The organism is Caldisericum insulae (genome assembly GCF_047785965.1).
Taxonomy (GTDB): Bacteria; Caldisericota; Caldisericia; order Caldisericales; family Caldisericaceae; genus Caldisericum; species Caldisericum exile_A.
The window spans coordinates 161,331-186,285 of record NZ_JBLOBF010000001.1 but is presented as its reverse complement, the minus strand read 5'-3'; the positions used below and the strand labels follow the sequence as shown (position 1 = coordinate 186,285).

The window sequence follows — 24,955 nt, the reverse complement described above, 5'->3', positions numbered from 1 at the left end:
AAACATAAGCCCTAAAGCACTATCTTACACCAATTCCTCTTTCTTTTTCCGTTCCTGGAATAATATTATCAAGAATTCCTGCGGTAATTCCACCGACAGCCATGCTTGTGTGCAATATTCCATTAAGTATATTTGCAAGCCATGTTGCACCCGGAATTGTTATTGGATGTTGAGATATGACAGGTGGTAGTCCAAGACCAAAAAGGAATGCAAACCCAAGGATCATAAGATTCCTTGTTGAAGTTACATCAGCACGTGCAAAAACCTGGACTCCAAGAGCACCAATAAGGCCAAAAAGTGAAAGGTATGCTGCTCCAATTATAGGAGTCGGCAAGGTACCGATTATAGTTCCTACTTTCCAAAGGAAACCAAAGACAATAAGAATAACCGCACCTGTTCTAATAACTCTTCTTGATGCAATTCCTGTAAGAGCAATAACTCCAATATTCTCCGTATAAGATGTCGTTCCAACACCACCAAGGATACCAGAGATAATGCATCCAAGGCCCTCGGAACCAATTCCTTTTGAAATCATTTCAGGCGTTGGATCTGGAAGACCTGATGCATAAGAAACACTATGATAGTCTCCAAACGATTCTATCATTGAAGAAGTATAGGCAGCAAGAATTGCAGCAAATCCAAATGAATCGAATTTAAAAACATTACCATACCTTAATGGTTTTGGCCACACAATCCAAGGAGCTTCTGCAATTGCTTTTAAATTCACAAACATAGGATGCCCTTCAGGAAATCGCTTTACTAAAGTACCAATAAGTGCATAAAGATAAAGGATCGCAACTGCAATAAATACAGGAAATGAATTAATTTTGCTATTCTTTACAATTAAAGCGAAGGTAAAAATTAAAATGACTCCGGCAATAGAGACTGGACAGAAGCTTGATGCTGTACTAACTGCAACTGATGCAAGACTAAAACCTATTAGCATAATTGTAGGTCCTATTACAACAGGAGTAATAACCTTCTTCAACAAACCAATTAAACCCGAATAACCAACAATTAACTCATAAATACCACCATAAACTAAAGCACTTCCAAGGGCTGTCATCATCTCATTTACACCACCGCCACCTTTTTTAACATTATCAAAAATTGCAGTAGCAGCAGGAATAAAGGAGAATGATGATCCCTGAACAATCGGAAGTCCAGATCCAATTCTTGAATCACACTGTAAAAGTGTTCCAATTCCTGTTACCATGTAAACAGTAGCAATAAAAATACCTAGTTGCTGAGGATTCATTCCCATCGCCTGACCAAAAAGAATGGGAACCAGTGTTGTTGCCCCAAAAAGTGTTAGAATGTGCTGCAAGCCAGCTACAATAGAAAATCCCCATGGCGGATAGGAATCCACTGGCCATGGTACAATTCTTGTTGCCTTGAATTGTTCTTCTGCCATTTTAAACCTCCTTTTTAAAATTTTTTTGTTTTTAGCTTTTTCAGAACTTCTAAATTTTAAGCATTTTTCGATATTTTCTTACCTCTATCACCTCCTCCTAACTTAAGTGGGTGCCTAACACGACACCCACATTTTTGACATTTATACTTCAAAACTAAGAGGATTTTTCATTAAGACCATTTATAATTTTCTCAGCAGTTATTGGTGGGTTCTTTATTCTTATATTTAGCGCATTTTCAACAGCGTTTGCAATAGCGGGCATTACAGGGATCATTGTATGTTCAGCAATCCCTCTTGCTCCAAATGGACCATCTGGTTGAGGCACTTCAACTATAATCGGATGCATTTCTCTCGGCACGTCAAGTGCAGTTGGAATCTTATAGTCTGTAAAGTTAGGATTGAGAATTCTTCCATCATCTGAAAACTTGACTTCTTCCCAGAGTGCAGTTCCTAAACCTTGCACAAAACCGCCTTCTATCTGTTGCTTCACAATATCTGGGTTTATTGCCTTTCCTGCATCAAAAGCCTCAGCCATTCTTAAAACCCTAATTCTTCCAGTCTCAGTATCAATCTCAATCTCGACGGCACCTGCACCAGTTGTATAGTGAACATTAGGATGACCACCCTGGCCTGTTTCAGGATTCACCTTCGCCGAGGTAAACTCTGGCATAAACGATCCTCTACCAAGAATTGGACCTCCACGATAAGTCCCATCATGCATCTGTACTCCATCAATTACAAAACTCTCAAATGGAACCTCGAAATCAGGTTTTGTATAACACTTAACCTTCCCGTCTTCAAGATAAAGATTTGCTTTTTCTATATGGTAAGCCCTCGAAATTACGTCAAGAATTTGCTCTTTTGCATCAATTGCCGCACGCCTTACAGCATTTCCACAAGACCAGGTCACATGTGAAGCAACAGTTTGCCACTCATATGGGTTTCTATCGGTATCTGGAAGTTCAACTCTAATTTTTTCGAGAGGAAGCGAAAGTTCTTCTGCTGCAATTTTGGCCATTGCAGTTAAGAACCCTTGCCCAAGCTCCATTCCTGACACAAGCACATTAATGCTCCCATCTTCAGAAAACTTAATAAAAGCAGCAGACGACTCATTTGCGGGCATTGCTGGTGCTTTCCAAACTGCCGCAAACCCTTTTGCCCTAACTTTGTGAGGTTCAGATGGTTTTTGAGATGGCTTATCCCACTCTATTGCCTTTGCAACCTCATCAATACACCGAAGTATTCCAGTTGGTCCCATTTCAACACCATAGGCAACCGTGTCACCTTCTTGTATTGCATTCTTCTTCCTAAATTCAACAGGATCCATACCAATAGCTTTTGCAACTCTATCCATGTGGCTTTCAAGTCCGAAGTGAAATTCTGAATATCCAAAGCCTCTATACGCTCCACAGGGAGGTCTATTGGTATAAATTGCAAATGAGTCTATCCAAACATTTGGAATTCTATAAGGTCCGATGGCTGAAAATCCTGTTGCATTGACTACGTTTGAACCATACTCAGCAGATGCTCCAACATCCCAATAGAGTTGATGCTTTAATGCAACAATTGTCCCATCTTTCTTCACACCCATCTTAATATACGCATGAAGTTCTTGACGCATCGAGGTATCATAGAACTCTTCTTTCCTTGTATACCTTATTTTCACAGGATGCCCAGGAACTTTCAATGCACAAGCTGCAGCAACAACTTCCATATTTACACCTGCTTTTCCTCCGAATCCACCACCAACATAAGGAGCGATAACTCTAATATCTTTATGCTTCATTTTAAACGAACGAGCAATTATATTTCGCTGGGTATGTGGTGATTGTGAAGAGTTCCACATTGTCAATCTGCCATCAGGAGTATATAATGCTGCAGATACATGCGTTTCAATAGGTGCATGAACTACATGGGGCACAACATACCAATCTTCCAAAATAAAATCTGCTTCTTTGAATGCTTCTTCAATATTACCTTTTCGAATTTTTCTTACGTGGGCTATATTAGTACCTGGTTGAGGATAAAGCCAGGGAACAACTTCGTAATTTCCAAGATCCGGATGAACTAAAGGTGCATCTTCCTTAATTGCAACAAGGGGATCCTGAATTACAGGAAGTGGTTCATATTCTATTTCTATAAGTTTAACTGCTTCATCTGCAATTTCTTGAGTTGCAGCAATTACCGCTGCAACATGTTGTCCAACGTAACGAACTCTATCAAGAGGAAAAACATAATTATCTTTAAGATAAAGACCGTACCTATATGGGAAATCTTTTCCTGTAACTACCGCATAAACGCCATCAAGTGCTTCAGCTTTAGATGTGTCAATTCTCTTAATTATAGCATGTGCATATGGACTTCTCAAAATTGAAACATAAAGGGTTGCAGGACCTAGGTCGATATCATCTACGTATTTGGCTGCTCCAGTAATTTTTTCGAGCCCATCAAGCCTGGTTGCTTCATGCCCGACGTATTTAAGCTCTAATTCTTTCATAACTCCCTCCTATCCCTTTTTTGCTACATCCAAAATTGCTTCAACAATAGAATTGTATCCTGTACATCTGCAGAGATTTCCTGCAATGTATTCTCTAATTTCTTCTTCATCTGGATGAGGGTTTTCATTTAAGAGTTCTGTTGCTTGAATTATCATGCCTGGCGCACAAAAACCACACTGAAAAGAATTATGTGAAAGAAATGATTTTTGGAGTGGCGTAAGACCATTTGCTTGAAGACCCTCAAGAGTTGTTATTTCATGACCATCAACTTCAATTGCATAAACTATGCATGACCTAATTGCTTTACCGTCAAGCAAAACGGAGCAAGCTCCACATTCACCTCTCCCACAACCGTATTTAGGGCTCTTAACTCCAAGTTTATCTCGTAAAACTTCAAGGAATTTTTCGTATGGTTTTACTTCAACCCACACCTTTTTACCATTTAATATAAAATTTATCTCTTTTTTCTGCATGTTACCCTCCTAAACTAAATTCGTCCCATAAATAGGACCATTTCCATGGAGCCTTTCATATGAAGCTTTTAGAGATCTCTTGAATAGAACACCACTTACATGCAATCTATATTCCTTGCTTGCTCTAACATCTGAAATTGGCGATATAGATTTAAGCGCAATGGGAATAGCCTCTTGTATAAGCGAATCACTTAATTCTTTTCCTTTTAAGAATTCTTCAACTTCAAAGGCTCTAACTGGTGTTGGAGCAACAGCGCCGAATGATACACGATATTCGAGATCCTCAGAGATAAATGTTGAAACGCCAACCTGTGCAAGATCTTCGCCATCATAACGACCAAGTTTGATATAGTTTGCACCATACTTTCTTGGTTCAAGAGGAATTCTAATTCCTGTAGCAATTTCGGTAACTTGAAGAACAGTCTTTCTTGGACCTGTAAAAAACTCTACTATAGGAATAAGTCTATCACTGTCTCCTTTAACCTCAACAAGGGTATTAAGAATAAGAAGTGTTGGCGCTGAATCAGCAGAGGGAACTGCAGAACAGATATTACCCAAAAGTGTTGCCCTATTTCTTACACCAACCGAGGCAACAGTTTTTGAAGCTTCAAAAAGCACTGGAAAGTACTTCTTAACCAAATCAGAGTGAATTATTTCAGAAAAAGTTGTTAGTGCTCCAATCCAAAGATAGTTATTCTCCCTAACTTCAATTCCTTTTAGGATATCAAGTCCTTTTAGATCAATGATATAATCTGGAGAAAGCATCCCATCATCAACCATAACTGCAACATCAGTACCACCCGCAAGCAGTTTTGCCTTTCCACCAAATTCCTTTAATAACCGCAGCGCTTCCCCAATTGTTCTCGGTTTAAAGTACTCAAAGATCTTCATATAAACCTCCTACTATGGAGCCCACGCAACTATACGTGTCCAGGCTGACTCCATTTCAATTCCCTTAACGTTAAAAGCTCCGACATAAACTCTTTTGTTGCTGAGTTTATCAATGTCTCCACCAAGATTTTCTGCATGAACTAATCCCCTTGGGAAGAGTTTGAGATGCATAATTTGGTAGAATTCTTCAGGTGGGAACATTTCATCCCAGGATTTACCATACTTTTCTTTTAATTTTTTCTCAGCTTCAAGGAACAATTTTGGATGCCAATTCCTTAGTATTGTATTCATTGGGTGATCTGCACTTCCACAGTCAACACCAATCCATTTGAATTGCATCTTCAATGCCCAATCAGGAAAATCAGGACTTGGTCCAGGGTGCTTTACCATATATCGCACTTCGTCTGCTTCTTTTTCATACCATGCATATCTATGGTACCCAGTATTAATAATAAGAATATCTCCTGGTCTTATATCAGCTTTCCTCATAAGCATTTCTGGAGTATATAGATCGTAATCCCCCACTTCATCAGAAATATCTACAACAACCCCAGCACCTACCCATTCTTCAAGTGGTACAGCACCAATGGCTCTACCTGCCCCATAAAAATGAATTTCTCCATCCATGTGAGTGCCAACATGATTGCTCGACGTGATAATCTGTCCGTTTGCACCTTGACCTCTATCGGCACCAGCAATACGTTTGAAATATTGAATCCCAAGTGGCATATAACTCGGCCAAGGTGGTGTGTGTACACTAAGAGGTTGAGTTAAATCATACATTTTGACTTCTTCAGTCATTAACTTAATAAATTCTTCTGTTGTCATGATATTTTGCCTCCCTTATTATGAATATTTTTTTACAAAAGCAATTAATGCCTTTTTAAATACTTCAATTGGTGCATCAACAAGCCCTGCGCCTACTTGTCCGATGCCCGGCATTTTATGAGCAATACCTGTGTCGATAAAAGGCGGAATTCCTTTTTCAACAACAGTCTTTATATCTATACCAGTCGGTGTACCTCTGAAATTCAAGTAAGGAATTTGATAAGTTGTATTTTCACCAATGGTTATCTCATACATCATTTTCGTCTTATTAACCGCTTCTTGAGGTGTGCCACCAGTGAATTGAACAATTGCAGGTGCAGCAGCAATTGCAAAGCCACCCCATCCTGCAGTTTCTGTTATTGAGCTATCACCAATATCTGGATTTGCATCTTCTTTGGTAAATCCGGGGAAGTAAAGTGCATTAGGAGGAACTTCTGCTGGTGCTGTAAACCATTCGTCACCTAAACCAGAAACCTGAATTCCAAAATCTGTTCCATTTCTTGCCATTACAACAACCATTGTAGAACCTTCAATATTTCTTGCAGCATCTAGACTTGCTTTTGCAGTTACCATTGAAAGATTAAGGAAGAAATGATCATTACCATCAATAAATTTAAGAACACGTTCTACAACATCTGGATCATTAGTGGTTTTTACAATCGCAGGAGCAAGTTGTCTAAACAAAAGGGATGTTGCAGCCCTGTTTCTGTTATGCCCTTCGTCTCCCATATGAAGAGCCTGTGCAAGAATGTTTTTGAGATCAATTCCACCAAGATATTCAATTGCCCTTGAAATAGTTGGGTAGAGAACCTTCTCCATCCACTTTAGTCTTTCAATTACCTCTTTTGAATATGCACCCATTCTAAGAACTTTTCCTAGTCCTTCGTTCATATTAGTGTAAGCCTTATTACCATATGTCTCATTAACAACCTCAAAAACTGGCATTGAAGGAGAGACAACACCTGCCATAGGTCCTACTGCCTGATGTTGGTGACACGGAGAGAATTCAATTTTTCCTGATTGTGCAAGTTTTTCGGCTTCTTCAAGAGTTTCAGCCCATCCTTCATAAATTATCGCACCAAGAACTGCCCCCTTCATTGGACCACACATTCTGTCCCAAGTCACTGGGGGACCAGCATGTAGCAGCATATTCTTCTTCATACCGGGTATAAGGTCGATTGCCTTTCCCATACGCACAAGTTTTGGTCTTGCAGAAACAAGTCTCTTAAAGGCCTCTTCATTAGCTTTTTCTACATCTACTTTCTTGGATACTACTATTTCATTAAATTTATCAAGTGCTTCCCTAACATCTTCTCCAAAAAGAGGCGGAGACCACTCTACATGAACAACTTTATAACCAGTCATCTGTAGGCTTTCAGCAAAAGCAGATAATCCAATATTAATAACATTTAACTCGCTTTTGAACAGCTCGTTTACCTTGCCCATTATTAACCTCCTATTTCCTTTATGACGTAGCCTGCTACCTTAGATGAATAAGCATTCCTCTCGTAAACATGTGCAGATGCATTCTTCAATGCAGAAATAAGTGCTCTTTTGTTCTGCGGGTCTTTGTCTGTTCCTGTAACATTAACAATAACAAGTGCATCGCTTATCTTTTTAACTTCCTCAATCACAGGCACAAGATCTTCAATAGGATGCATATTGGTTCCATATCCAATAACCACATCAAGATAAATTATTGCAACTTCTTTATCTTTTGTTTCTTCAAGAATTCTCTTGTTTCTTAACTGGAAATCAATTTGAGGATGAGGTCTACCAACTGTAAACTCATCTTCTCCAAGATCAACTATTGTGTGTTTTTCACTCTTCCAGGAATCCTTGAGTTTAAATTCCGGTTTAAGGGGAACATTCGAATATACTTCTCCTATCATATTCGTTAGTATTAATTCTGTTTCATAAGCAAGTGTACCACCCTGGAAAAGTCCTCTAAAATACTTCTGACCAGGTTTGAGTTGTTTTGCAAGTTCATACGCTTCTTTCTTAATCAGTTCTTCTCTTTCTTCTATCTCTTTTTTAAAAGTGTCGAAGGATGTTCCTTTCGAAAGACTCACCGCAAGAAGCGCTGCATCCTCAAGTGTTGAAACAGGATATACACCAAGACTTTCAACTAATTCTTTCGATGCACCAAGGAAACATCCTACTACAGGTTTCTTGTTATTTTTTAGAACTTCCTTAAGTTTCTGAAGAATACTTTCATGAGGAGGTTTCGAGATTAGAACAATTACTTTAGTCTCATCGTCCTCAATTAATGCCTTAAGACCGGTAAGAAATGATAATCCTCCATAATACTCTTTCATGTCTATTCCGCCTGTTCCAATTGCTTGCGATATTCCACCGTGAGCATTTGAAATAATTGAAGAGACTTCCTGAAGACCAGTCCCCGCCGCAGACACAATGCCTATATCACCTCTCTCGACAGCATTTGCAAAACCAAGAGGTGCACCATTTATTATTGCAGTTCCACAATCTGGTCCCATAACAAGAAGACCCTTTTCGTAACCGATCTTCTTTGCAAGCAATGCTTTTTCCTTAGGAACATTATCTGAGAAAATCATAACATGCAAATCTTTAGATAATGCTTTAATTGCTTCATCTCCCGCGTATTTACCTGCAACAGAAATAAGTACTAAGTTTGCATCTCTCATTAATTTTAAAGCACCATCCAAACTCTTTGGTACATAATCCTGAGACTCCTCAGATTTTGATCTGCTCTTTTTTAGTAGCTTTTCGATTTCCACTAAAGCTTTTGTTAAAGTTTCATCATCTTTACCTTTGACAACTATTAAAAGATCCGAATCGTTTGCATTTTTAAATTCGTCAATCAACATTCCTGAGTTATCGAGAATTGATTTATTTTGCAAAGTCCCCATAACAACAGCTGCATCTTCAACTCCTGGAATATTCAAGGCATCCTTTTGAACCAACATCAATGTAACCGAGTCATAGTATTCACCCTTTTTTAATATACCCTTTACTGCCATAATTGATTACCTCCTTCTAAAAGTTTTCCAAAACCCTTAATGAAACCTGTAAGAATATCAGAACCAGAAGTCTCACCAAAGGATAACATCTTTAAAACATGTATCTCCAAATTACGCCCAGTAAAAATTGATTCAAGTACGTTTTTAAATCTCTCATAGAAAAATCCTTGAGATGTAAAATTGAGGAATGTATTGGAAACTTCATTTTGAGTTTTTGCCAAAATACGAATGTAATTCCTAATTTGAGAAAGATCAATTTCGAATAATTTCTCATACACGTATAATGCGGCCAAAAACCCCTCAATTAAGTCATCACCCTGAGGAGTAAAACCATAGCCCAAACCCTTAAGTAACAAAATCGAATTAAAATCAAAATTTATCAAACGATTAAAATTCTCTTCTAATTCATTTGCAAGATTCAAATTGAATTTTCCCTCAAAAAATACCTTTCTTGACGGATTGATTATAAAAGCGGAACTTAAAGGATGCGAATGTTGTATTAAAAGATTTTTAACCTTTTCGACATTCCTAACTATTAAATCAACATCTTTGTGCGGCAATGAGAAAGATGAATCATATATAAAGGGTTTATCCTTAGACAGCGCTTCCCTTAATTCACCAAGAGAAAAATTCATAACCAAATCACTTTGTAAAACAATTGAATTAGGTCCTCCACCAACATCTTTTGAAACTAAAAATACAATTCCGCTATTAGTATATAGATTAACAGCTCGTGCAAATGAAGAATGGACACCCAAAATTTCAATTCTTAAATCTATCTTATCTCCCACCGAAATTACCTTCATTTCTACCTTTTTGTAAAAAGAAATAATTCCCCCAAGAATCCTCTTGGGGGAAACTGAATTAATATCTTATTCCTCTAAGGTTTCTGGAACTTCGAATTTTTCCGCAGCCCTGAGAAGATCTTCTGGAACTGGTGCCTTTAATTGTGCGCCAATCATATCTTCAAGATATTTCTTAACTGTTGTTTGCCAGTATTCCTTTGTAATGTAGTAAACTCTTGCTCCACCTAATTCATGCTGGACATCTGGCCAAGGATACGAAGGTTGCGCCATGCCAACACCCCATCTCTTCCATCCATTGTAACTTTCATATGTTGCCCAGAACTCTTTTTGCCCAAGAATTTCAAAAGTATAATATGCTTTTGCATAGTACATTACCGCACCAGCCTTCATTCCACGCATAAATGCCATTGTATGTAAACTTATATTAATATCTCTGTTCATTATTCTTCCGTTACAAAATGCTGCAAGTTTACCATCAACAATTCCAACCATCTGATAAGGATCTTTTAACCTATTTCTAAGCCATCCAAGTAGTTCAGCATAAACTCTTACACCAACAATGTCATAGAAGTCGTGATCAGTGTCAATTAACTTCTTCAAAAGTGGAAAAAGAAGTGGTGCTTCTTCTTTTCTCATTTCCCTTATAACCATTGTTTTTCCGTTAGGAAGTGTGACATACATAGGCTCCCAACGTGGAAGATCAATTGCAGGTCCGCTTAAAAGTGGTTCTAACTCTTCAACTTTAAAAACTACTTCATTTTGTGATACCTTTTCTGGTACCTCTTTTTTCATCTCACTACCTCCCTTTTGTAAAAATTTTTTAAAAAAAGATGTTCAATTTTAATACAAACACTTCCACTTGTCAAGAGGGTATAACATTATTTAAGAAAACAAAAGCAATCACTGAACGTTAAAAAAGTCACTATTTTAACAACTTTTCTTAAATTTGCCAAAATACACAAAATATTCTTGCAAATTTTTCTATGGAGATTAAAATGATAACGTGAAAAAAGATATAAAAAATTTGACTTTAAGGGAACTTGAAGGCTTCTTTGCCTCATTAAATGAGAAAAAATACAGGGCAAAAGAAGTATTTAATGCAATTTATAAAGAAAGAAAAGAAAGTTTCTTAACGATCACAACACTAAGTAAAGAACTTCGTGAAACTTTGGATAACATTTTTTATATTACGATATTCAAAGAAATATCTCGCAAAACATCAAAAGATGATGCCACAAAATTTGTTTTTGAATTATCTGATAAAAGACTTATAGAAAGCGTATTAATCAAAAACACAAATAAAATTGGACGAACTTGGTTTACAGCGTGTCTATCTACGCAAGTCGGATGCCCACTTGGTTGTCAATTCTGCGCCACAGGAAAGATGGGGATTATTCGAAATCTTGAAACCGGCGAAATTGTTGAACAATTTTTAAGACTGGAGAGAGAAAATCCAATATCAAATATCGTTTTTATGGGTTTGGGAGAACCACTTCTTAACTATGAAAACGTAAAAAAGGCAATCCAAATTTTAACCGACGAAAATGGAAGAAATCTTGGAAAACGACACATAACAATTTCAACTTCTGGTATAACACCAATGATTTATAAACTTGCAGATGAAATTCAGTCGGTTAAACTTGCAGTATCATTACATTCTGCAATTCAGATAAAAAGAGATAGCCTAATGCCTGGGCTCAAAAATTATCCCCTTAATAAATTAAAGGAAGCATTAGTATACTACAATAAAAAAACTGGAAATACTGTTACTTTGGAATATCTTCTTATAGACGGAATTAATGATTCAAGATCTGATGCAGAAGCACTAGTAAAATTTTCAAGAGATCTAAGATTTGTTAAAGTGAATCTCATTCACTATAACGAAATCCCAATAAATAATTTTAAACCTTCATCAAAGGAAATTGAGTTTCAAAAATTCCTTCTTACAAATGGGTTACGAGCAACGCTCAGGCTCTCGAAAGGGACGGATGTTTCTGCTGCTTGTGGACAGCTTGCAACAAACTCAAAAGAAAACATCCAGTTTAAGATTTAAATTATCCTTTCTTTTTTCTTTCTCCAAAAACAAGAGTCCCAATTCTAACTAGATTTGCGCCCTCTTCAATTGCAATTCTAAATGTGCTTGACATACCCATTGAAAGAATTGGTTCATCAACATCAAAAAGACCTTCATTTTTTAATTGCAGAAAAAGCTCATGTGTTAAGCGAAAATATGGTCTGAGATCCTCAGGGTTTGGAAGATTTGGACCCATAGTCATTAGACCAGCAAATTTAATGTTTTTAAATTTTTTAATTGCTTTCGCAACATCAACTACATCTTCTGGCATTACACCGCTTTTTTGGGGCTCCTTGCCAGAGTTTACCTCAATTAAAACAGACATCACTTTACCGTATTTTTTACAAAACTCGTCGACAATTTGTGCAATCTCAATTGAATCAACGCTCTCAATTACATCAAAGAGCTCAACAATATTCTTTATCTTTCTTCTTTGAATAGAGCCTATAAAGTGCCATTCTACTGAATGACCAATTTGTTCAATTTTCCCTTTTGCCTCTTGTAAGTAATTTTCTCCAAAAATTCTTGCACCAGCCTCAATTGCTTCTTGAATCTCTTGAACTGTTCTTTCTTTTGTTGCTAACAGCAATTTTGCCTTACCTTCAAGTTCATGAAGTAATGATCTAACTTTCTCATAAATCATTCCCATTTATCAACCTCCGTAAAGTCTGTAAATTCCTCTTGTACCCTTCAATGTCTCCAGGGATTTCAAGAATACCCGATAAATCTTTAATAAGTTTATTGTTTACAAGAAATCTAAATGCCTCAAGTCCAATTTTTCCAAGACCAATTTCTTCATGACGATCAACTCTTGCACCTAAATCCCTTTTTGAATCATTTAAATGGAATAATTTAAGATGTTTAAGTCCAATAACTTCATCAAAAACTTCTAAAACTTTACTAAAACTTTCTTCTGTTCTTATATCGTATCCCGCCTGGAATACATGGCATGTATCAAAGCATACGCCAAGACGATCTATGTATTCGCCTGTCATCTCAAAGATATCTCGTATATGTTCAAACCGATAGCAAAGATGAGTTCCTTCTCCTGCAGTCGTCTCAATAAGAAGAATACTATTTCTGGATTTTGAAATTTTAAAAACCTCTTTTATTGATTCTGCAATACTTTTAAGTCCTTTTGCTTCTCCACTTCCAAGGTGTGCTCCAGGATGAAACACCACATATTTAACATTAAGTAAATCCGCTCTTTCTAATTCACGCGCAAGGTCATCTATTGATCTCTTTCTTATGTTCTCATCCGGACTTGCAAGATTGAGAAGATATGAAGCATGGATTGATACGGTTTCAATATTTTTAGACTTAGAATTTTCAAGAAATTTTTCAGTAACAAATTCACTTATAGGAGGTAAAGCCCACTGCATCTGATTTTTTGAAAATATCTGGATAACTTCACAGGTTGCCTTTTCCCCATAAAGAGGTGCCTTATCAATTCCTCCACTTATCGAAACATGTGCACCTAATTTCATCCTTTTACCACAATAAGAGGCTTAGAACGAGCAACAAGACTTGCAAGCCCTTCCTTTACAATGGGCTCAACTACAAGATCTATACTCTTGTAGGCATCGGGGGCTTCTTCTCTTGCAACGACTTTATCATTTGCATAAAGTAAAATACCTTCCTTTTGAAGTTCCATTTGAACATCTTCAAAAGTTATTTGCTTTACAGCTTGGTGTCTACTTAAAATTCTTCCCGCACCATGCGCTACGCTTCCAAAAGTCTCTTTAATAGATTTTTCACTACCCACAAGGATGTATGAACCCCTTTTCATATCACCTGGGAGTAAAACTGGTTGTCCTGTCTCCTTAAATTTTCCTTTTAACTTTGGATGCCCCTTTGGAAATGAACGCGTTGCCCCTTTTCTATGCACAAGCAAGGTTTCTAATTTTCCGTTTATTTCATATTGCTCCTGTTTTGCAATATTGTGTGCAACATCGTAAAGGATTCCCATACCGAGTTTTTTATAGTCCATTCCAAAAACTTTACTGAAGGCTTTTCTAACAAAATATGTAAGAACTTGTCTATTTACCCAAGCGAAATTCGCTGCACTACCCATTGCCAAAAGATACCTCTGAGATAGATCTTCCTGAATAGGAAAATAAACTGAATCCTTATCAACCAATTTAAATTTGAATTTCTCCATCTTAGGTCGCATCATATCAAGATAATCCGTTGCAATTTGATGACCAAGACCACGAGAACCAGTGTGTATCCAAATAACTATTTGTCCTTCAAATAATCCCCAAACATTGGCAAGTTCTTTATCATAAATTTCAACAACTTTATCAACTTCAAGAAAATGGTTTCCTGCACCAAGTGTTCCAAATTCTTCACAACCTCGTTCTATTGCACGTTTACTTACGCAATCTGGATCTCCTTCGAGCCTTCCATTATCTTCAACATTTTCAATATCCTCTTTATCTCCAAAACCTTTCTCAATTGCCCAATCAAGTCCTAACTTCATTGCTCTTTTTGATTCCTCTATACTAAAAGTATAATCTGAAGTAGACCCAAGACCTGCAGGAATCATCTTAAATAAGGTTTTTCCAAGTTCTTCAAGTGAATCTTTTATATCACTGTATTTCAAATTTGTTTTTATAACTCTAACGCCACAATTTATATCGAAACCAACCCCACCTGGAGAAACAACTCCACCATCGTATAAAAATGCCCCAACACCCCCTATAGGAAACGCATATCCCTGATGAATATCAGGCATACCAATAGAATATTTTACAATACCTGGCAAAGTTGCAACCCAGATTAATTGTTCAAGAGCCTTATCCTTTTCTATATACTGAATTAACTCATGGGAAGAGATAAGAAGCGCATCAACTCTCATATCTCCATGCTTTTCAATAAGAAACTTGTAAGGGCTCAACCTTTTAAATTCCATTTTGCTCACCCCTAATATTATTATAAGCCTTTTCCATAATTCATGATAAAAGATTTAATTTAGAAGATGAAATTTAAAATGATCAAATAAAAGGATATTTACAAATCAAATGTAAAATAGAATGGCAAACTTTACCTTATTGTGTCTTACGATATTTTTAATTTTCCATTTTAATTTGTATAATAAAACTGGAAAAAATAAGAATGGAGGATAAAATGATAAAAATTGTGATAGATTCGACAGCATACCCGACGGATGAAGAAATTAAGGAAATGGACTTAACAATTGTTCCTCTTTATGTAACTTCAAATAAAGGTATCTACAGAGAAAGAGTTGACATATCTGACGAAGAATTCTACAAAAGGTTGAAAGATGGTGAAGAGTTTTCACGATCACAACCATCAACAAACGATTTTGTTGAGGCATACAAACCACTTATAGAGCAAGGGCACGAGATTGTCTCAATTCATATTTCATCAATTTTATCAGGAACAGTAAACGCAGCAAATGCGGCAAAAGAAATTCTTGGAACAGATAAAATTACAGTTATTGATTCAAAATCAACTTCGGTAAATTTATTATACAAGGTTATAAAGGCGTTTGAGCTTATAAAAAATGGTGCAACCAGAGAAAAAATTAAAGATGAAATTGAAAAAATGTATCCAAAGGTACACGGCTTTTTTCTTCCGATGAATGTAGATCTTCTTATAAAAGGAGGTCGTATATCACACTTGCAAGGAAAAATTACAACAGCATTAAAACTTTATTTTTTACTTTATCTAAACGAAGGGCGAATTGACCTTTACAAATTTGGACGTACAAGAAATGGATCAAAAGAAGAACTTATAAAAATCGCCAAGGATATATCACAAAAACGTAGAGGAATAGAACGAATTGATACGATATTCAGTGCTAATGATGAAGAAGGAGAAGAATTTAGAAAAAGAGTTGAAGATGAATTCGGCTTACCTGTTAAAAAATACAGGATTGGACCAGTGCTTGGTACACATTTAGGCCTTGAGTCCATTGGCATATCATTCACTACTAAGGAGTAGCCATGGTAAAAATTGCAGTCGATGGCATGGGTGGTGACTTTGCACCTCATGAAATTGTTGAAGGTATAAAACTTGCAGTAAATGATTTTAAGGACTTATCAATTCTTCTTGTAGGAAGAAGCGAAGAGTTAAAAAGGGAACTCCAGGGCTTTTCAAAAAATATAGAGATTGTAAATGCGGATGAAGTAATTACAATGAACGATAAACCAAGAGAAGCACTTCTAAGAAAGAAGAACTCTTCAATGCATAAAGCGGTTGAACTTGTAAAAGATAGGATTGCAGATGGCTTTGTTACCGCAGGAAACACCGGTGCTTACATGGCAATATCGCTATTTACGCTTGGAAGATTAAAAGATGTAAATCGACCCGGAATTGGTGTCGTTATTCCATTCAAAGATAACAATTTTGGAGTAATAATTGACGTAGGTGCAAGCGTAGATATCACTCCACGAGATTATCTAATTCTTGCAATACTTGGAAGAACTTTTCTTTATACTATCACAAAAAATAAAAACTTAACTATCGGATTGCTCAATATAGGAGAAGAAGAGGAAAAGGGGACAAAACTTACAAAAGAGGCTTATAAAATTCTAAAAGAAAATTTAAAAGAATTTAAAGGAAATGTTGAACCCCATGAAATTTTATATCATAAGGTTGATGTAATTGTAACTGACGGTTTTACTGGAAATATATTAGAAAAATCATATGAAGGAGCACTTGAATTCACAGTTGATGTACTCAAAGAAGAGATAAATAAATCGCTTGTTTACAAAATTGGCGCAGCCCTTTTAAAACCCGCACTTAAAAATGCTTTCAATAAACTGAATTACGAAAATTTCGGCGGATCCCCTCTTCTTGGTGTTGATGGCATTTCAGTAAAGGCACATGGAAGGTCAAAACGAAATGCAATAAGAAATGCGATTAAAGTTGCGTACGAACTTGCAAACAACAATCTTATTGAGAATTTTAAACAAGAATTGGAAAAAATTACCCAATGAAAAATAAAATTGTTGTAATAGTTTTTGTAATTTCAAGCATCGTCTCGCTTGTTTATTTAGCAACCCTTCAACAAAGTAAAGTCCATAATCTGAATGAGGTTGAGATAACTGAATATAAAGGAGAAAAATTAACACCACTTAATGAGACTCCGGCTCTTGGAATTAAGGGAAAGCCAAGTGTAGATATTAAAACCTATAAACTAAGTGTTCATGGTTTAGTTAGTAATCCTCTGAATCTCACATATGATGATGTTTTATCAAAATATAAGCACTATGAGAAAGTTGTAAAACTTCAATGTGTTGAAGGATGGAGTTCAAAATTGCTTTTTGAAGGAGTTTTAATTGATGATATTTTAAAAGATGCAGGGGTAAAAAACAACGCAAACACAGTTATTTTTCATTGTGTTGATGGCTATTCAACATCTCTACCATTAGATTACATCAAGAACGAAAAAATCTTATTAGTATACAAGGTTAATGGAATCATACTTCCAAGAGATTACGGATTCCCCTTTAGAGTAGTTGCAGAATCAAAATATGGATATAAATGGGCAAAATGGGTTGTTGGAATTGAAGTTTCGAATGACCCAAATTATAGAGGTTATTGGGAATCGCGAGGATTTTCAAATGAGGCAGACATTGAACATCCATAGAATATGGAAGATAATATTAAGTTTTGTTAATTTTCTAATTGCTATATAATATATTGGCATGAATAAGAAAGGAGGTCAAAACCCTTAAAATGTGGGAAGAAAAATTTTCAGCAAGAAGTAAAACAATGAAGGCTTCTGCAATTAGGGAATTACTTAAGCTTGTTGAATCGCCAGACATTATCTCTTTTGCTGGGGGTATGCCTGATCCCAATCTTTTTCCGAAAGAAACTTTAGGTGAGATTGCAAAGGAAGTATTCGTAAATCATGGTGGAAAGGCACTTCAGTATGGTCCAACGGAAGGCGTAAAGCCTCTCCGTGAAACAATTGTAAAAATGATGCAGGAAGAAGGTATTAAAAATGTAGGACTTGAAAATGTCCTTGTCACAACTGCCTCGCAACAGGCGCTTGATTTAATTGGAAAAGTTTTTGTTGATCCGGGCGATACTGTAATTGTTGAAGCGCCATCGTATGTCGGTGGACTTCAAGCACTGCAAGCATTTCAGGCGAACTTTGTAACAGTTCCTCTTGATGAAAACGGAATTAAGACTGACATTTTAGAGGAAAAAGTAAAGGAATTACAGGGGAAAGGCATTAATATCAAACTTATCTATGTTATTCCAAATTTCCAAAACCCTGCAGGCGTAACAATGAGTCTTGAACGAAGAAAGGAACTATTGAGAATCTCTCATACCTATGGAATCCCAATAATTGAAGATGATCCATATGGTGAAATTATATTCGAAGGGGAGAAACTGCCGTCGCTTCTTGAACTTGACCAAATTGGAAATGTCATTGGGTTAAGAACATTTAGTAAGATTTTAGCGCCAGGTTTTAGATTAGGTTGGGTGATAGCAGATACTGTTGCAATTTCTAAACTTGCACTTGCAAAGCAAGCAGCGGATCTCTGCTCACCATCTTCAACGCAGTATATTGCAGACAAATTTATAAGAGATGGATATATGAATGAATATCTTGATAAGGTGCGTAAGGTCTATAAAGAGAAAAAAGATGCAATGTTAAGTGCAATGGAGAGGTATTTCCCAAAAGAAGTTACATGGACCAAGCCTCATGGTGGTATGTTTGTATGGGCGGAAACACCAGAATATATAGACACTGATGCGCTTTTTGTCGAAGCCGTAAAAGAGAAAAAAGTTGCATACGTTATAGGAAGTGCTTTTTATCCATACGGCGAAGATAAAAGACATATGAGGCTTAATTTTACATTATCAACTCTGGAACAGATTGAAGAAGGTATCAAAAGATTAGGAGAGCTGCTTAAAACTAAAATTAAATAAAAATACCTTCGGGGGGCTTCAAGCCCCCTATTTTAATTCACTTAGCTTTTTCTTAATTTCAGGAAGTTTTTTAAGTGCTTCTTTTACTCCCCTTTCGATCACTTCCGCAGGTTTCCAAAAATAATCCCAACCAATATCTTGAACATCGGGCGTTAGTATAACATCTGCATACTTACAGTTCTCTTTTGCTAAATTGTATTGGAGTATATCAATTGAATCTGAAAAAATCTTATAAAAATTCATGGAACTAATTTTTCTATAAGGAGTCTCTGAAAGTTTCCCATAAAGATTTACAGCAATTACAAAATCTGCACCTTTTTCTTTAGCAGTCAGGACTGGAACTTGCTGCGATAAGCCTCCATCCATAAGCAAAAGACCATTAAGTCTTACAGGCTCGAAAAAGATTGGAATAGAAATACTTGCACGAATACCAGTTATAAGACTTCCCTCTTCAAAAACATAAGATTCACCGGTATTAAAATTTGTTGCAACAGGATAAAACTTTGGAACAAGAGTAGAAATCTCAGCATCGCCAATATTCGATTCCAAAAAATTTACAACTTTCCTTCCCCTCACAAGACCCATTTTTAAAGTGGGATCAAATAGCACAGTGAGGACAGTTTTCATATCCGAAGATATAGCTATCCTTTCAACCTCGTCAATACTCCCAAGTTTTGCAAAAGCTCCACCCATTAATGCACCTATGCTTGAACCAGTTATAATTGAAGGCATGATCCCTTCATTTAGTAAAACTTTAATAATGCCAATATGGGCAAGACCTTTTGGACCTCCACTTCCAAGTACAAAAGCAATTTTCACTTTTTCCTCCTTAAATTTGGGTAAATTTTCTTGTATTCCTCAATTAATTTGTTTATCTTGTCTCTAATCTTTATTGCTTCTTCAAAATCAAGGACCTCAGCCTTTAGATGCATCTCTTCTTCCAACTCTGTAATAAGCGCCATAAATTCCTCATAGGAGAGATTTTCGACTTTAATGACTTCTTGAAGTTCACTTTCTTTCCTCCATGGAAGATCAATAAGATCTGTAATTGCCTTCCTTATTGTTTGCGGAGTTATTCCGTGTTCCTTGTTATATTTAAGCTGTTTTTCACGCCTTCTATTTGTTTCCTGTATTGCCTTTTTCATTGCATCTGAAACTTCATCAGCATACATAATTACTTTACCGGAAACATTTCGTGCAGCACGACCCATAAGCTGTATAAGAGAAGTTTCGCTTCTTAGAAATCCTTCTTTATCTGCATCGAGAATGGCAACAAGGGATACTTCTGGAAGATCAAGTCCCTCTCGAAGAAGGTTAACCCCAACAATACAGTCAAATTCACCAGATCTAAGTCCTTTCAGAATTTCAACTCTTTCGAGAGTTTTGATGTCAGAGTGAAGATATTTTGCCTTAATACCCTTTTCAATAAGATAATTGGTCAAATCTTCAGAAAACTTTTTAGTTAGTGTATTTACAATAACTCGTTCTCCCTTTTCTGCTCTAATTCTCACTTCCTTAATGAGATCCTCGATTTGATTTTTTTGCGGCCGTACCTCAACTTCTGGGTCAACAAGACCAGTGGGTCTTATCAACTGTTCAACAACCTGATCGCTTACTGAAAGTTCATAATCTGAGGGTGTTGCCGAAACAAAAATACACTGATTTACATGTCCCAAGAATTCCTCAAACCTTAAGGGCCTATTATCCAAAGCAGAAGGCAACCTAAAACCATACTTCACAAGAGTAAGTTTCCTATCGTGGTCTCCACGATACATACCTCTTAATTGAGGTACCGTTATATGAGATTCATCAATAATCAATAGATAATCCTCAGGGAAGAAATTTAAAAGTGTATAAGGCTCTTCGCCAGGTTTTCTGTGAGAAAAATATCGAGAATAGTTTTCAATGCCTGTGCAATAACCTGTGTTAAGAAGCATTTCAATGTCATATTTTGTCCGTTCTTCAAGGCGTTGCGCTTCAACAAACTTCCCACGTGATTTAAAAAATTCTACACGCATTTCAAGTTCTTTAATTATTTCGTCTACGTATTTTTTAATTCTCTCCTGTGTAGTTATGAATTGAGCAGCAGGGAAGAATGTAAAAGAGGAATACTTCCTTATAAGCTCATTAGTTAGAGGATCGAATTCAACAATGGAATCAACTTCATCTCCAAAAAGTTCTATCCTTATAGCTGTCTCTGATTCTTTAGGAAATACATCAATTATATCACCGCGCACTCTAAAGACACCATTTTTGAAATTTATATCATTTCTTTCATATTGAAGTCTTGCAAGGTTCATTGCAATAGAAAGTCGGTTAATTTTTTCATTAACTCTTATAGTAAAAAGTTGCTCTTTATATTCTTCTGGAGAATCCCAACCATATATACAAGAGACAGATGCAACAACAATTACATCGCGCCTTTCAAGAAGAGCTCTCACTGTTGCATGTCTCAAACGAGCAATATCCTCATTTATATCAGCGTTTTTCGCAATATAGAGATCAATTTGGGGAACGTATGCTTCGGGTTGATAGAAGTCATAATAACTTACAAAGTAGTGAACTGCGTTTTCGGGAAAGAATCTTCTAAACTCCGAATAGAGTTGTGCTGCAAGCGTCTTATTGTGAGAAATAACAAGTGTTGGTTTCTGAACCTTTGCTATAACATTTGCCATAGTAAAGGTTTTTCCTGAACCAGTTACACCAAGAAGAGTTTGGAATCTGTATCCCTTTTTAATGCCTTGGACAAGTTTATCTATTGCCTCTGGTTGATCACCAGTAGGTTTAAAATCTGATACAAGCTTAAATTCTTCCATACTAAGAAAATCCTTTTTCTACATAATGCGACGCAAATTCATTTGCGAACTCAAGAGATTCTTTTAAACTATTGTTATTAACGATTGATTTTACAAAAGCCGCATTGAAAACATCACCTGCACCTACGACGTTTAATGTTTTAAATTCTCTTCCTTTTACCTCTAATTCCTTTGAATTTGTTATCAACTTAGCACCACTTTTTCCTCTCTTCTCAACTAAAACACCACCACTCTCAAGAAAATCTTCAATTAAGCCTTTATTAAATGCGGTAATTTCCTTTTCATTAGCAAGAATAAAATCGGAATAACTAAAAATTTCCTCGCATGTTTTTACAAAATTTGGAATATTTTTACCAATCCGAACTTGTGGATCAAAGAACATTTTATAACCCATATGCTTGATATGCTTAACGATTTTTAAAGTTTCCTCTTGAGGGTTTTCTTCTGTTAGCAAACCGCCTGAAACATAAACGAAGTCATAATGAAGATTTGCATTCAAAAAAATATCGAAACTAATATCAACATAAGAAGTACCTTTAATGCTTGCTATTGTTATTCTTGTATTCTCTGAGATGATACTTACAACAACAGGAGTTGGCTTGTTAGAACTATAATCAAAAAAACTTATATTATTTTGTTCTAAGAATTGCCGAATACTTCTACCAAAGGCATCTAAAGATATGGGAGTAAAATAGACAGGTGTCTCAGAGAGAATCTTCAACGCATATGAAAAATTTACTCCAGTTCCACCAAAACTTATCGAAGTTTCTTCTGGAATGTGATTTTCATCGTCGGTTAGAACAAGACTTTCAAGCCTTAACTTAACGTCAATTGCATTTTCTCCTAAAACAAGGATTCTTCTCATTCTTCTTTTATGAACTCTTCAAATTCCTTTAAACTCTTTGTGTTAATTATATCACTTTTTCTAAGCCATGCCCTTCTTGCAACACCAACGCCAAAACGCATATTGTTCATTGATTCAGTGGAATGAGCGTCAGTTCCTATTGCAATTTTTAATCCATATTCATAAACTGCTTTTCTTGCATTAACGTCGTTTAAATCAAGGCGTTCAAAAGAAGCGTTGATTTCGAATATTTTGTTATACTTCTTCGCTTCATTAAAGATTTCATCAATATTTACACTATACTCTGAACGTCCATTTATAATTCTCCCTGTGGGATGTACTATAATTCTAACCTTTGGGATTCTTAATACCTTCTTTATTCTTTCCGTTATAGCAAATTCACTTTGGTTCATTCCAGTATGGATTCCTGCAAGACAAAGATCAAATATATCAAGGTCTTTTTCATCGAAATCAATTGAACCATCAGAGAGGATATTCAGTTCAACACCAAGAAATATTTTAAAAGGATGTAGTTTTTTATTTAGCTTTTCTATCTCTTCCTTTTCCTTTTTAAAGTCGTCTATTGAAAGACCGCCTGCAACACCAAGTGCTTTTGCATGTTCTGTAATAACAATGTACTCATAACCAAGGGAAATAGCTTTTCTTGCCATTTCCTCGATTGTATTAGCACCATCTGAATATTTCGTATGCATATGCAGGTCACCTTTTATATCTTTATAATCAACAATAGCAGGAAGTTTGTGCTGCATAGCAAGTTCGACTTCGCCTGTATCCTCACGCATCTCAGGAGGTATCCAGTCAAGTCCAAGAGCTTCATAAACATCAGTTTCCTCAACGCCTGCAATTTTTACATTATCGTCAAGCCTAAAAACTCCATATTCATTTAGTTTAAGATTCTTTTTTATTGCAATTTCCCTTAACCTTACGTTATGGTTCTTAGATCCCGTAAAATACTGAACTGCAGCTCCAAATGATTCATTTTCAACTACTCTTAAGTCAACCTGAATTCCCTCTTGCGTTATAATCGAAGATTTTGTATCCCCTTTTGCGAGAATCTCTTTCACAAAAGGAATTTTAACAAAATAATCCATCACAACAGACTGATTTTTGGAGGTACCAAGAATATCAATATCACCTATGGTATCTTTCATTCGTCTTAAACTACCACAAATCATATGCTTGTCAACTGGTGTATTTTCCTTAAGAAGATTTATAATTGATTCTGCAATAGGAAGAGCAATACCAATCAAAAACCTATCAGTTCTTTTATCCCTCAAAGATTTTATACCTTCTAGTATTTTCTGTTCTGTTTTTTCACCAAATCCTTCAAGATTTCTTATTTTGTGTTCTTTTGCGGCTCTTTCAAGGTCTTCAAGATTCTTGACTCCAAGTTTTTCGTATAATACCTTCACTCTCTTTGCACCCAATCCTGGCACCTTCTCAAGTTCAAGAAGACCGACAGGTACTAACTTTTTTAGTTCTTCAAGTTTGGTAATTTTTCCCGTTTCAAGATATTCTTTTATTTTTTCTGCTATACTTTTACCAACTCCTTTTATCTCATCAAGTTTATTTTCTTTTGCAAGTTCTTCAATTGGAATTGTTAGATTTTCAATTACGCGCGCAGCTTCAAGATAAGCTTTAACTTTAAACGGGTTTTCTCCTGCAAGTTCTGCAACCTCTGCAAGCTCGTAAAACTTTTCTGCAACCTCCTTATTTCTCATAATTCCCCTCTCACCTCTAACTTCAATCTCTCAAAGAATTCTTCCATAAATTTTAATCTACCTTCAGCAACTTTTTTGGCATAATCAGTATAGAGTCTGTCTATAATATGCCTTAATTTAACAAGGTATTCAATGTTGGGAGAATGGTCTTTAAAGTTATTAATCCTTTCAGCCTTTTCAAAATTTCTTTCATCGACTTCGATATACAATCTTTCACCATACTCGCCTGCAATCATAAAAGATCTTCCAATACCAATTGCTCCAATTGCATCAAGCTTATCTGCATCAGAAAGTATCTTTGCTTCAAGAGTTTGAGGTAATACGCTACCTCTATACCTGTGAGATCTTATTGCATGTGATACAGCTTCTATAAAAGCATCTTCATAGCCCAAAGCCTTTAAAATTTCTTTACTCATTTGAGCACCAAGCTCAGCGTGATCAATCGTATGAGTAGGGTCTGTATCTTCACGCACTCTTGCAATATCGTGAAGAATAGCGCTAACCTTTATTACCTCAATATTAGCTTCAGGATAATGTTCAGCAACTTTTAAAGCGAGATTTAAAACTCTCAAGGTATGATCAAAGTCATGAGAAGACGAATTTAACTCTTTTTTAACAATATCTATCAATTTTTCCATAATTATATTATATA

At 36.1% G+C, this 24,955-nt stretch carries 22 protein-coding genes; 5 read left to right on the top strand and 17 right to left on the bottom strand.

Features of this window, described 5'->3' with window-relative positions:
- Positions 1-19: 19 nt before the first annotated feature.
- The 9 genes from ACMV0E_RS00940 to ACMV0E_RS00900 all read right to left on the bottom strand — a co-directional run bounded on the left by ACMV0E_RS00940 (position 20) and on the right by ACMV0E_RS00900 (position 10,704).
- Positions 20-1,414, bottom strand: a complete 1,395-nt coding sequence (locus ACMV0E_RS00940; protein WP_416084501.1) for a uracil-xanthine permease family protein — start codon at positions 1,412-1,414, stop codon at positions 20-22.
- 154 nt (positions 1,415-1,568) lie between these two features.
- On the bottom strand, positions 1,569-3,911 hold the full coding sequence (locus ACMV0E_RS00935; RefSeq protein WP_416084500.1) for a xanthine dehydrogenase family protein molybdopterin-binding subunit: 2,343 nt from the start codon (positions 3,909-3,911) through the stop codon (positions 1,569-1,571).
- Between the two features lie 9 nt (positions 3,912-3,920).
- Positions 3,921-4,385 (bottom strand): (2Fe-2S)-binding protein, encoded by a 465-nt coding sequence (locus ACMV0E_RS00930; RefSeq protein ID WP_416084499.1) that lies wholly within the window; start codon positions 4,383-4,385, stop codon positions 3,921-3,923.
- 9 nt (positions 4,386-4,394) lie between these two features.
- Entirely contained in the window at positions 4,395-5,276 is an 882-nt protein-coding gene (locus tag ACMV0E_RS00925) for an FAD binding domain-containing protein (RefSeq protein WP_416084498.1), read from the bottom strand.
- 12 nt (positions 5,277-5,288) lie between these two features.
- Positions 5,289-6,104 carry a cyclase family protein gene (locus tag ACMV0E_RS00920; RefSeq protein WP_416084497.1) on the bottom strand — a complete coding sequence of 272 codons (816 nt, stop codon included), beginning with the start codon at positions 6,102-6,104 and terminating at the stop codon, positions 5,289-5,291.
- An 18-nt stretch (positions 6,105-6,122) separates the two neighbouring features.
- Positions 6,123-7,550 (bottom strand): YlbE family protein, encoded by a 1,428-nt coding sequence (locus ACMV0E_RS00915; protein WP_416084496.1) that lies wholly within the window; start codon positions 7,548-7,550, stop codon positions 6,123-6,125.
- Positions 7,551-7,552: 2 nt separating this feature from the next.
- A complete protein-coding gene (fdrA, locus tag ACMV0E_RS00910) occupies positions 7,553-9,106 on the bottom strand; it encodes an acyl-CoA synthetase FdrA (protein ID WP_416084495.1) in 1,554 nt (517 codons plus the stop codon).
- Positions 9,097-9,912: an oxamate carbamoyltransferase subunit AllH family protein gene (locus ACMV0E_RS00905; protein WP_416084494.1), complete on the bottom strand. Its 816-nt coding sequence runs from the start codon at positions 9,910-9,912 to the stop codon at positions 9,097-9,099. The genes fdrA and ACMV0E_RS00905 overlap by 10 nt, the downstream gene beginning before the upstream one ends.
- A 66-nt stretch (positions 9,913-9,978) precedes the next feature.
- Positions 9,979-10,704 carry an N-acetyltransferase gene (locus tag ACMV0E_RS00900; protein ID WP_416084493.1) on the bottom strand — a complete coding sequence of 242 codons (726 nt, stop codon included), beginning with the start codon at positions 10,702-10,704 and terminating at the stop codon, positions 9,979-9,981.
- Between the two features lie 211 nt (positions 10,705-10,915).
- Between ACMV0E_RS00900 and rlmN the strand changes: the two genes are divergently transcribed.
- On the top strand, positions 10,916-11,965 hold the full coding sequence (gene rlmN / locus ACMV0E_RS00895; protein ID WP_416084492.1) for a dual-specificity RNA methyltransferase RlmN: 1,050 nt from the start codon (positions 10,916-10,918) through the stop codon (positions 11,963-11,965).
- 1 nt (position 11,966) lies between these two features.
- Here the strand turns inward: rlmN and ACMV0E_RS00890 are convergent, their stop codons facing one another.
- Genes ACMV0E_RS00890 through ACMV0E_RS00880 form a run of 3 tightly spaced genes read right to left on the bottom strand, consistent with a single transcriptional unit; the run spans position 11,967 to position 14,900 of the window.
- Positions 11,967-12,635 carry a YggS family pyridoxal phosphate-dependent enzyme gene (locus tag ACMV0E_RS00890; protein WP_416084491.1) on the bottom strand — a complete coding sequence of 223 codons (669 nt, stop codon included), beginning with the start codon at positions 12,633-12,635 and terminating at the stop codon, positions 11,967-11,969.
- Positions 12,619-13,473 carry a deoxyribonuclease IV gene (locus ACMV0E_RS00885; RefSeq protein ID WP_416084490.1) on the bottom strand — a complete coding sequence of 285 codons (855 nt, stop codon included), beginning with the start codon at positions 13,471-13,473 and terminating at the stop codon, positions 12,619-12,621. The genes ACMV0E_RS00890 and ACMV0E_RS00885 overlap by 17 nt, the downstream gene beginning before the upstream one ends.
- Positions 13,470-14,900, bottom strand: coding sequence for an RtcB family protein (locus ACMV0E_RS00880; protein ID WP_416084489.1), 1,431 nt, complete (start codon positions 14,898-14,900; stop codon positions 13,470-13,472). Before ACMV0E_RS00880 ends, ACMV0E_RS00885 begins: the two co-directional genes overlap by 4 nt.
- A gap of 215 nt (positions 14,901-15,115) precedes the next feature.
- Here ACMV0E_RS00880 and ACMV0E_RS00875 point away from each other — a divergent pair, with 215 nt between their 5' ends.
- The 4 genes from ACMV0E_RS00875 to ACMV0E_RS00860 all read left to right on the top strand — a co-directional run bounded on the left by ACMV0E_RS00875 (position 15,116) and on the right by ACMV0E_RS00860 (position 18,901).
- Positions 15,116-15,955 (top strand): DegV family protein, encoded by an 840-nt coding sequence (locus ACMV0E_RS00875; protein ID WP_416084488.1) that lies wholly within the window; start codon positions 15,116-15,118, stop codon positions 15,953-15,955.
- 2 nt (positions 15,956-15,957) lie between these two features.
- A complete protein-coding gene (plsX, locus tag ACMV0E_RS00870) occupies positions 15,958-16,953 on the top strand; it encodes a phosphate acyltransferase PlsX (RefSeq protein WP_416084487.1) in 996 nt (331 codons plus the stop codon).
- On the top strand, positions 16,950-17,606 hold the full coding sequence (locus ACMV0E_RS00865; protein WP_416084486.1) for a molybdopterin-dependent oxidoreductase: 657 nt from the start codon (positions 16,950-16,952) through the stop codon (positions 17,604-17,606). Before plsX ends, ACMV0E_RS00865 begins: the two co-directional genes overlap by 4 nt.
- Positions 17,607-17,695: 89 nt before the next feature.
- The gene (locus tag ACMV0E_RS00860) at positions 17,696-18,901 is read left to right on the top strand and encodes an aminotransferase-like domain-containing protein (RefSeq protein ID WP_416084485.1); all 1,206 of its coding nucleotides are present in this window, start codon (positions 17,696-17,698) and stop codon (positions 18,899-18,901) included.
- Positions 18,902-18,928: 27 nt separating this feature from the next.
- Here ACMV0E_RS00860 and ACMV0E_RS00855 read toward each other — a convergent pair whose 3' ends face one another.
- From ACMV0E_RS00855 to ACMV0E_RS00835, 5 genes are read right to left on the bottom strand one after another with little or no spacing between them, the layout of a single operon-like run.
- Positions 18,929-19,720: a patatin-like phospholipase family protein gene (locus ACMV0E_RS00855; protein ID WP_416084484.1), complete on the bottom strand. Its 792-nt coding sequence runs from the start codon at positions 19,718-19,720 to the stop codon at positions 18,929-18,931.
- Positions 19,717-21,717, bottom strand: coding sequence for an excinuclease ABC subunit UvrB (gene uvrB, locus ACMV0E_RS00850; protein ID WP_416084483.1), 2,001 nt, complete (start codon positions 21,715-21,717; stop codon positions 19,717-19,719). The genes ACMV0E_RS00855 and uvrB overlap by 4 nt, the downstream gene beginning before the upstream one ends.
- A 1-nt stretch (position 21,718) precedes the next feature.
- Positions 21,719-22,582, bottom strand: coding sequence for a carbohydrate kinase family protein (locus ACMV0E_RS00845; protein ID WP_416084482.1), 864 nt, complete (start codon positions 22,580-22,582; stop codon positions 21,719-21,721).
- Positions 22,579-24,303 (bottom strand): DNA polymerase/3'-5' exonuclease PolX, encoded by a 1,725-nt coding sequence (polX, locus tag ACMV0E_RS00840; protein WP_416084481.1) that lies wholly within the window; start codon positions 24,301-24,303, stop codon positions 22,579-22,581. The genes ACMV0E_RS00845 and polX overlap by 4 nt, the downstream gene beginning before the upstream one ends.
- A complete protein-coding gene (locus ACMV0E_RS00835) occupies positions 24,300-24,941 on the bottom strand; it encodes an HD domain-containing protein (RefSeq protein WP_416084480.1) in 642 nt (213 codons plus the stop codon). The genes polX and ACMV0E_RS00835 overlap by 4 nt, the downstream gene beginning before the upstream one ends.
- Positions 24,942-24,955: the final 14 nt, after the last annotated feature.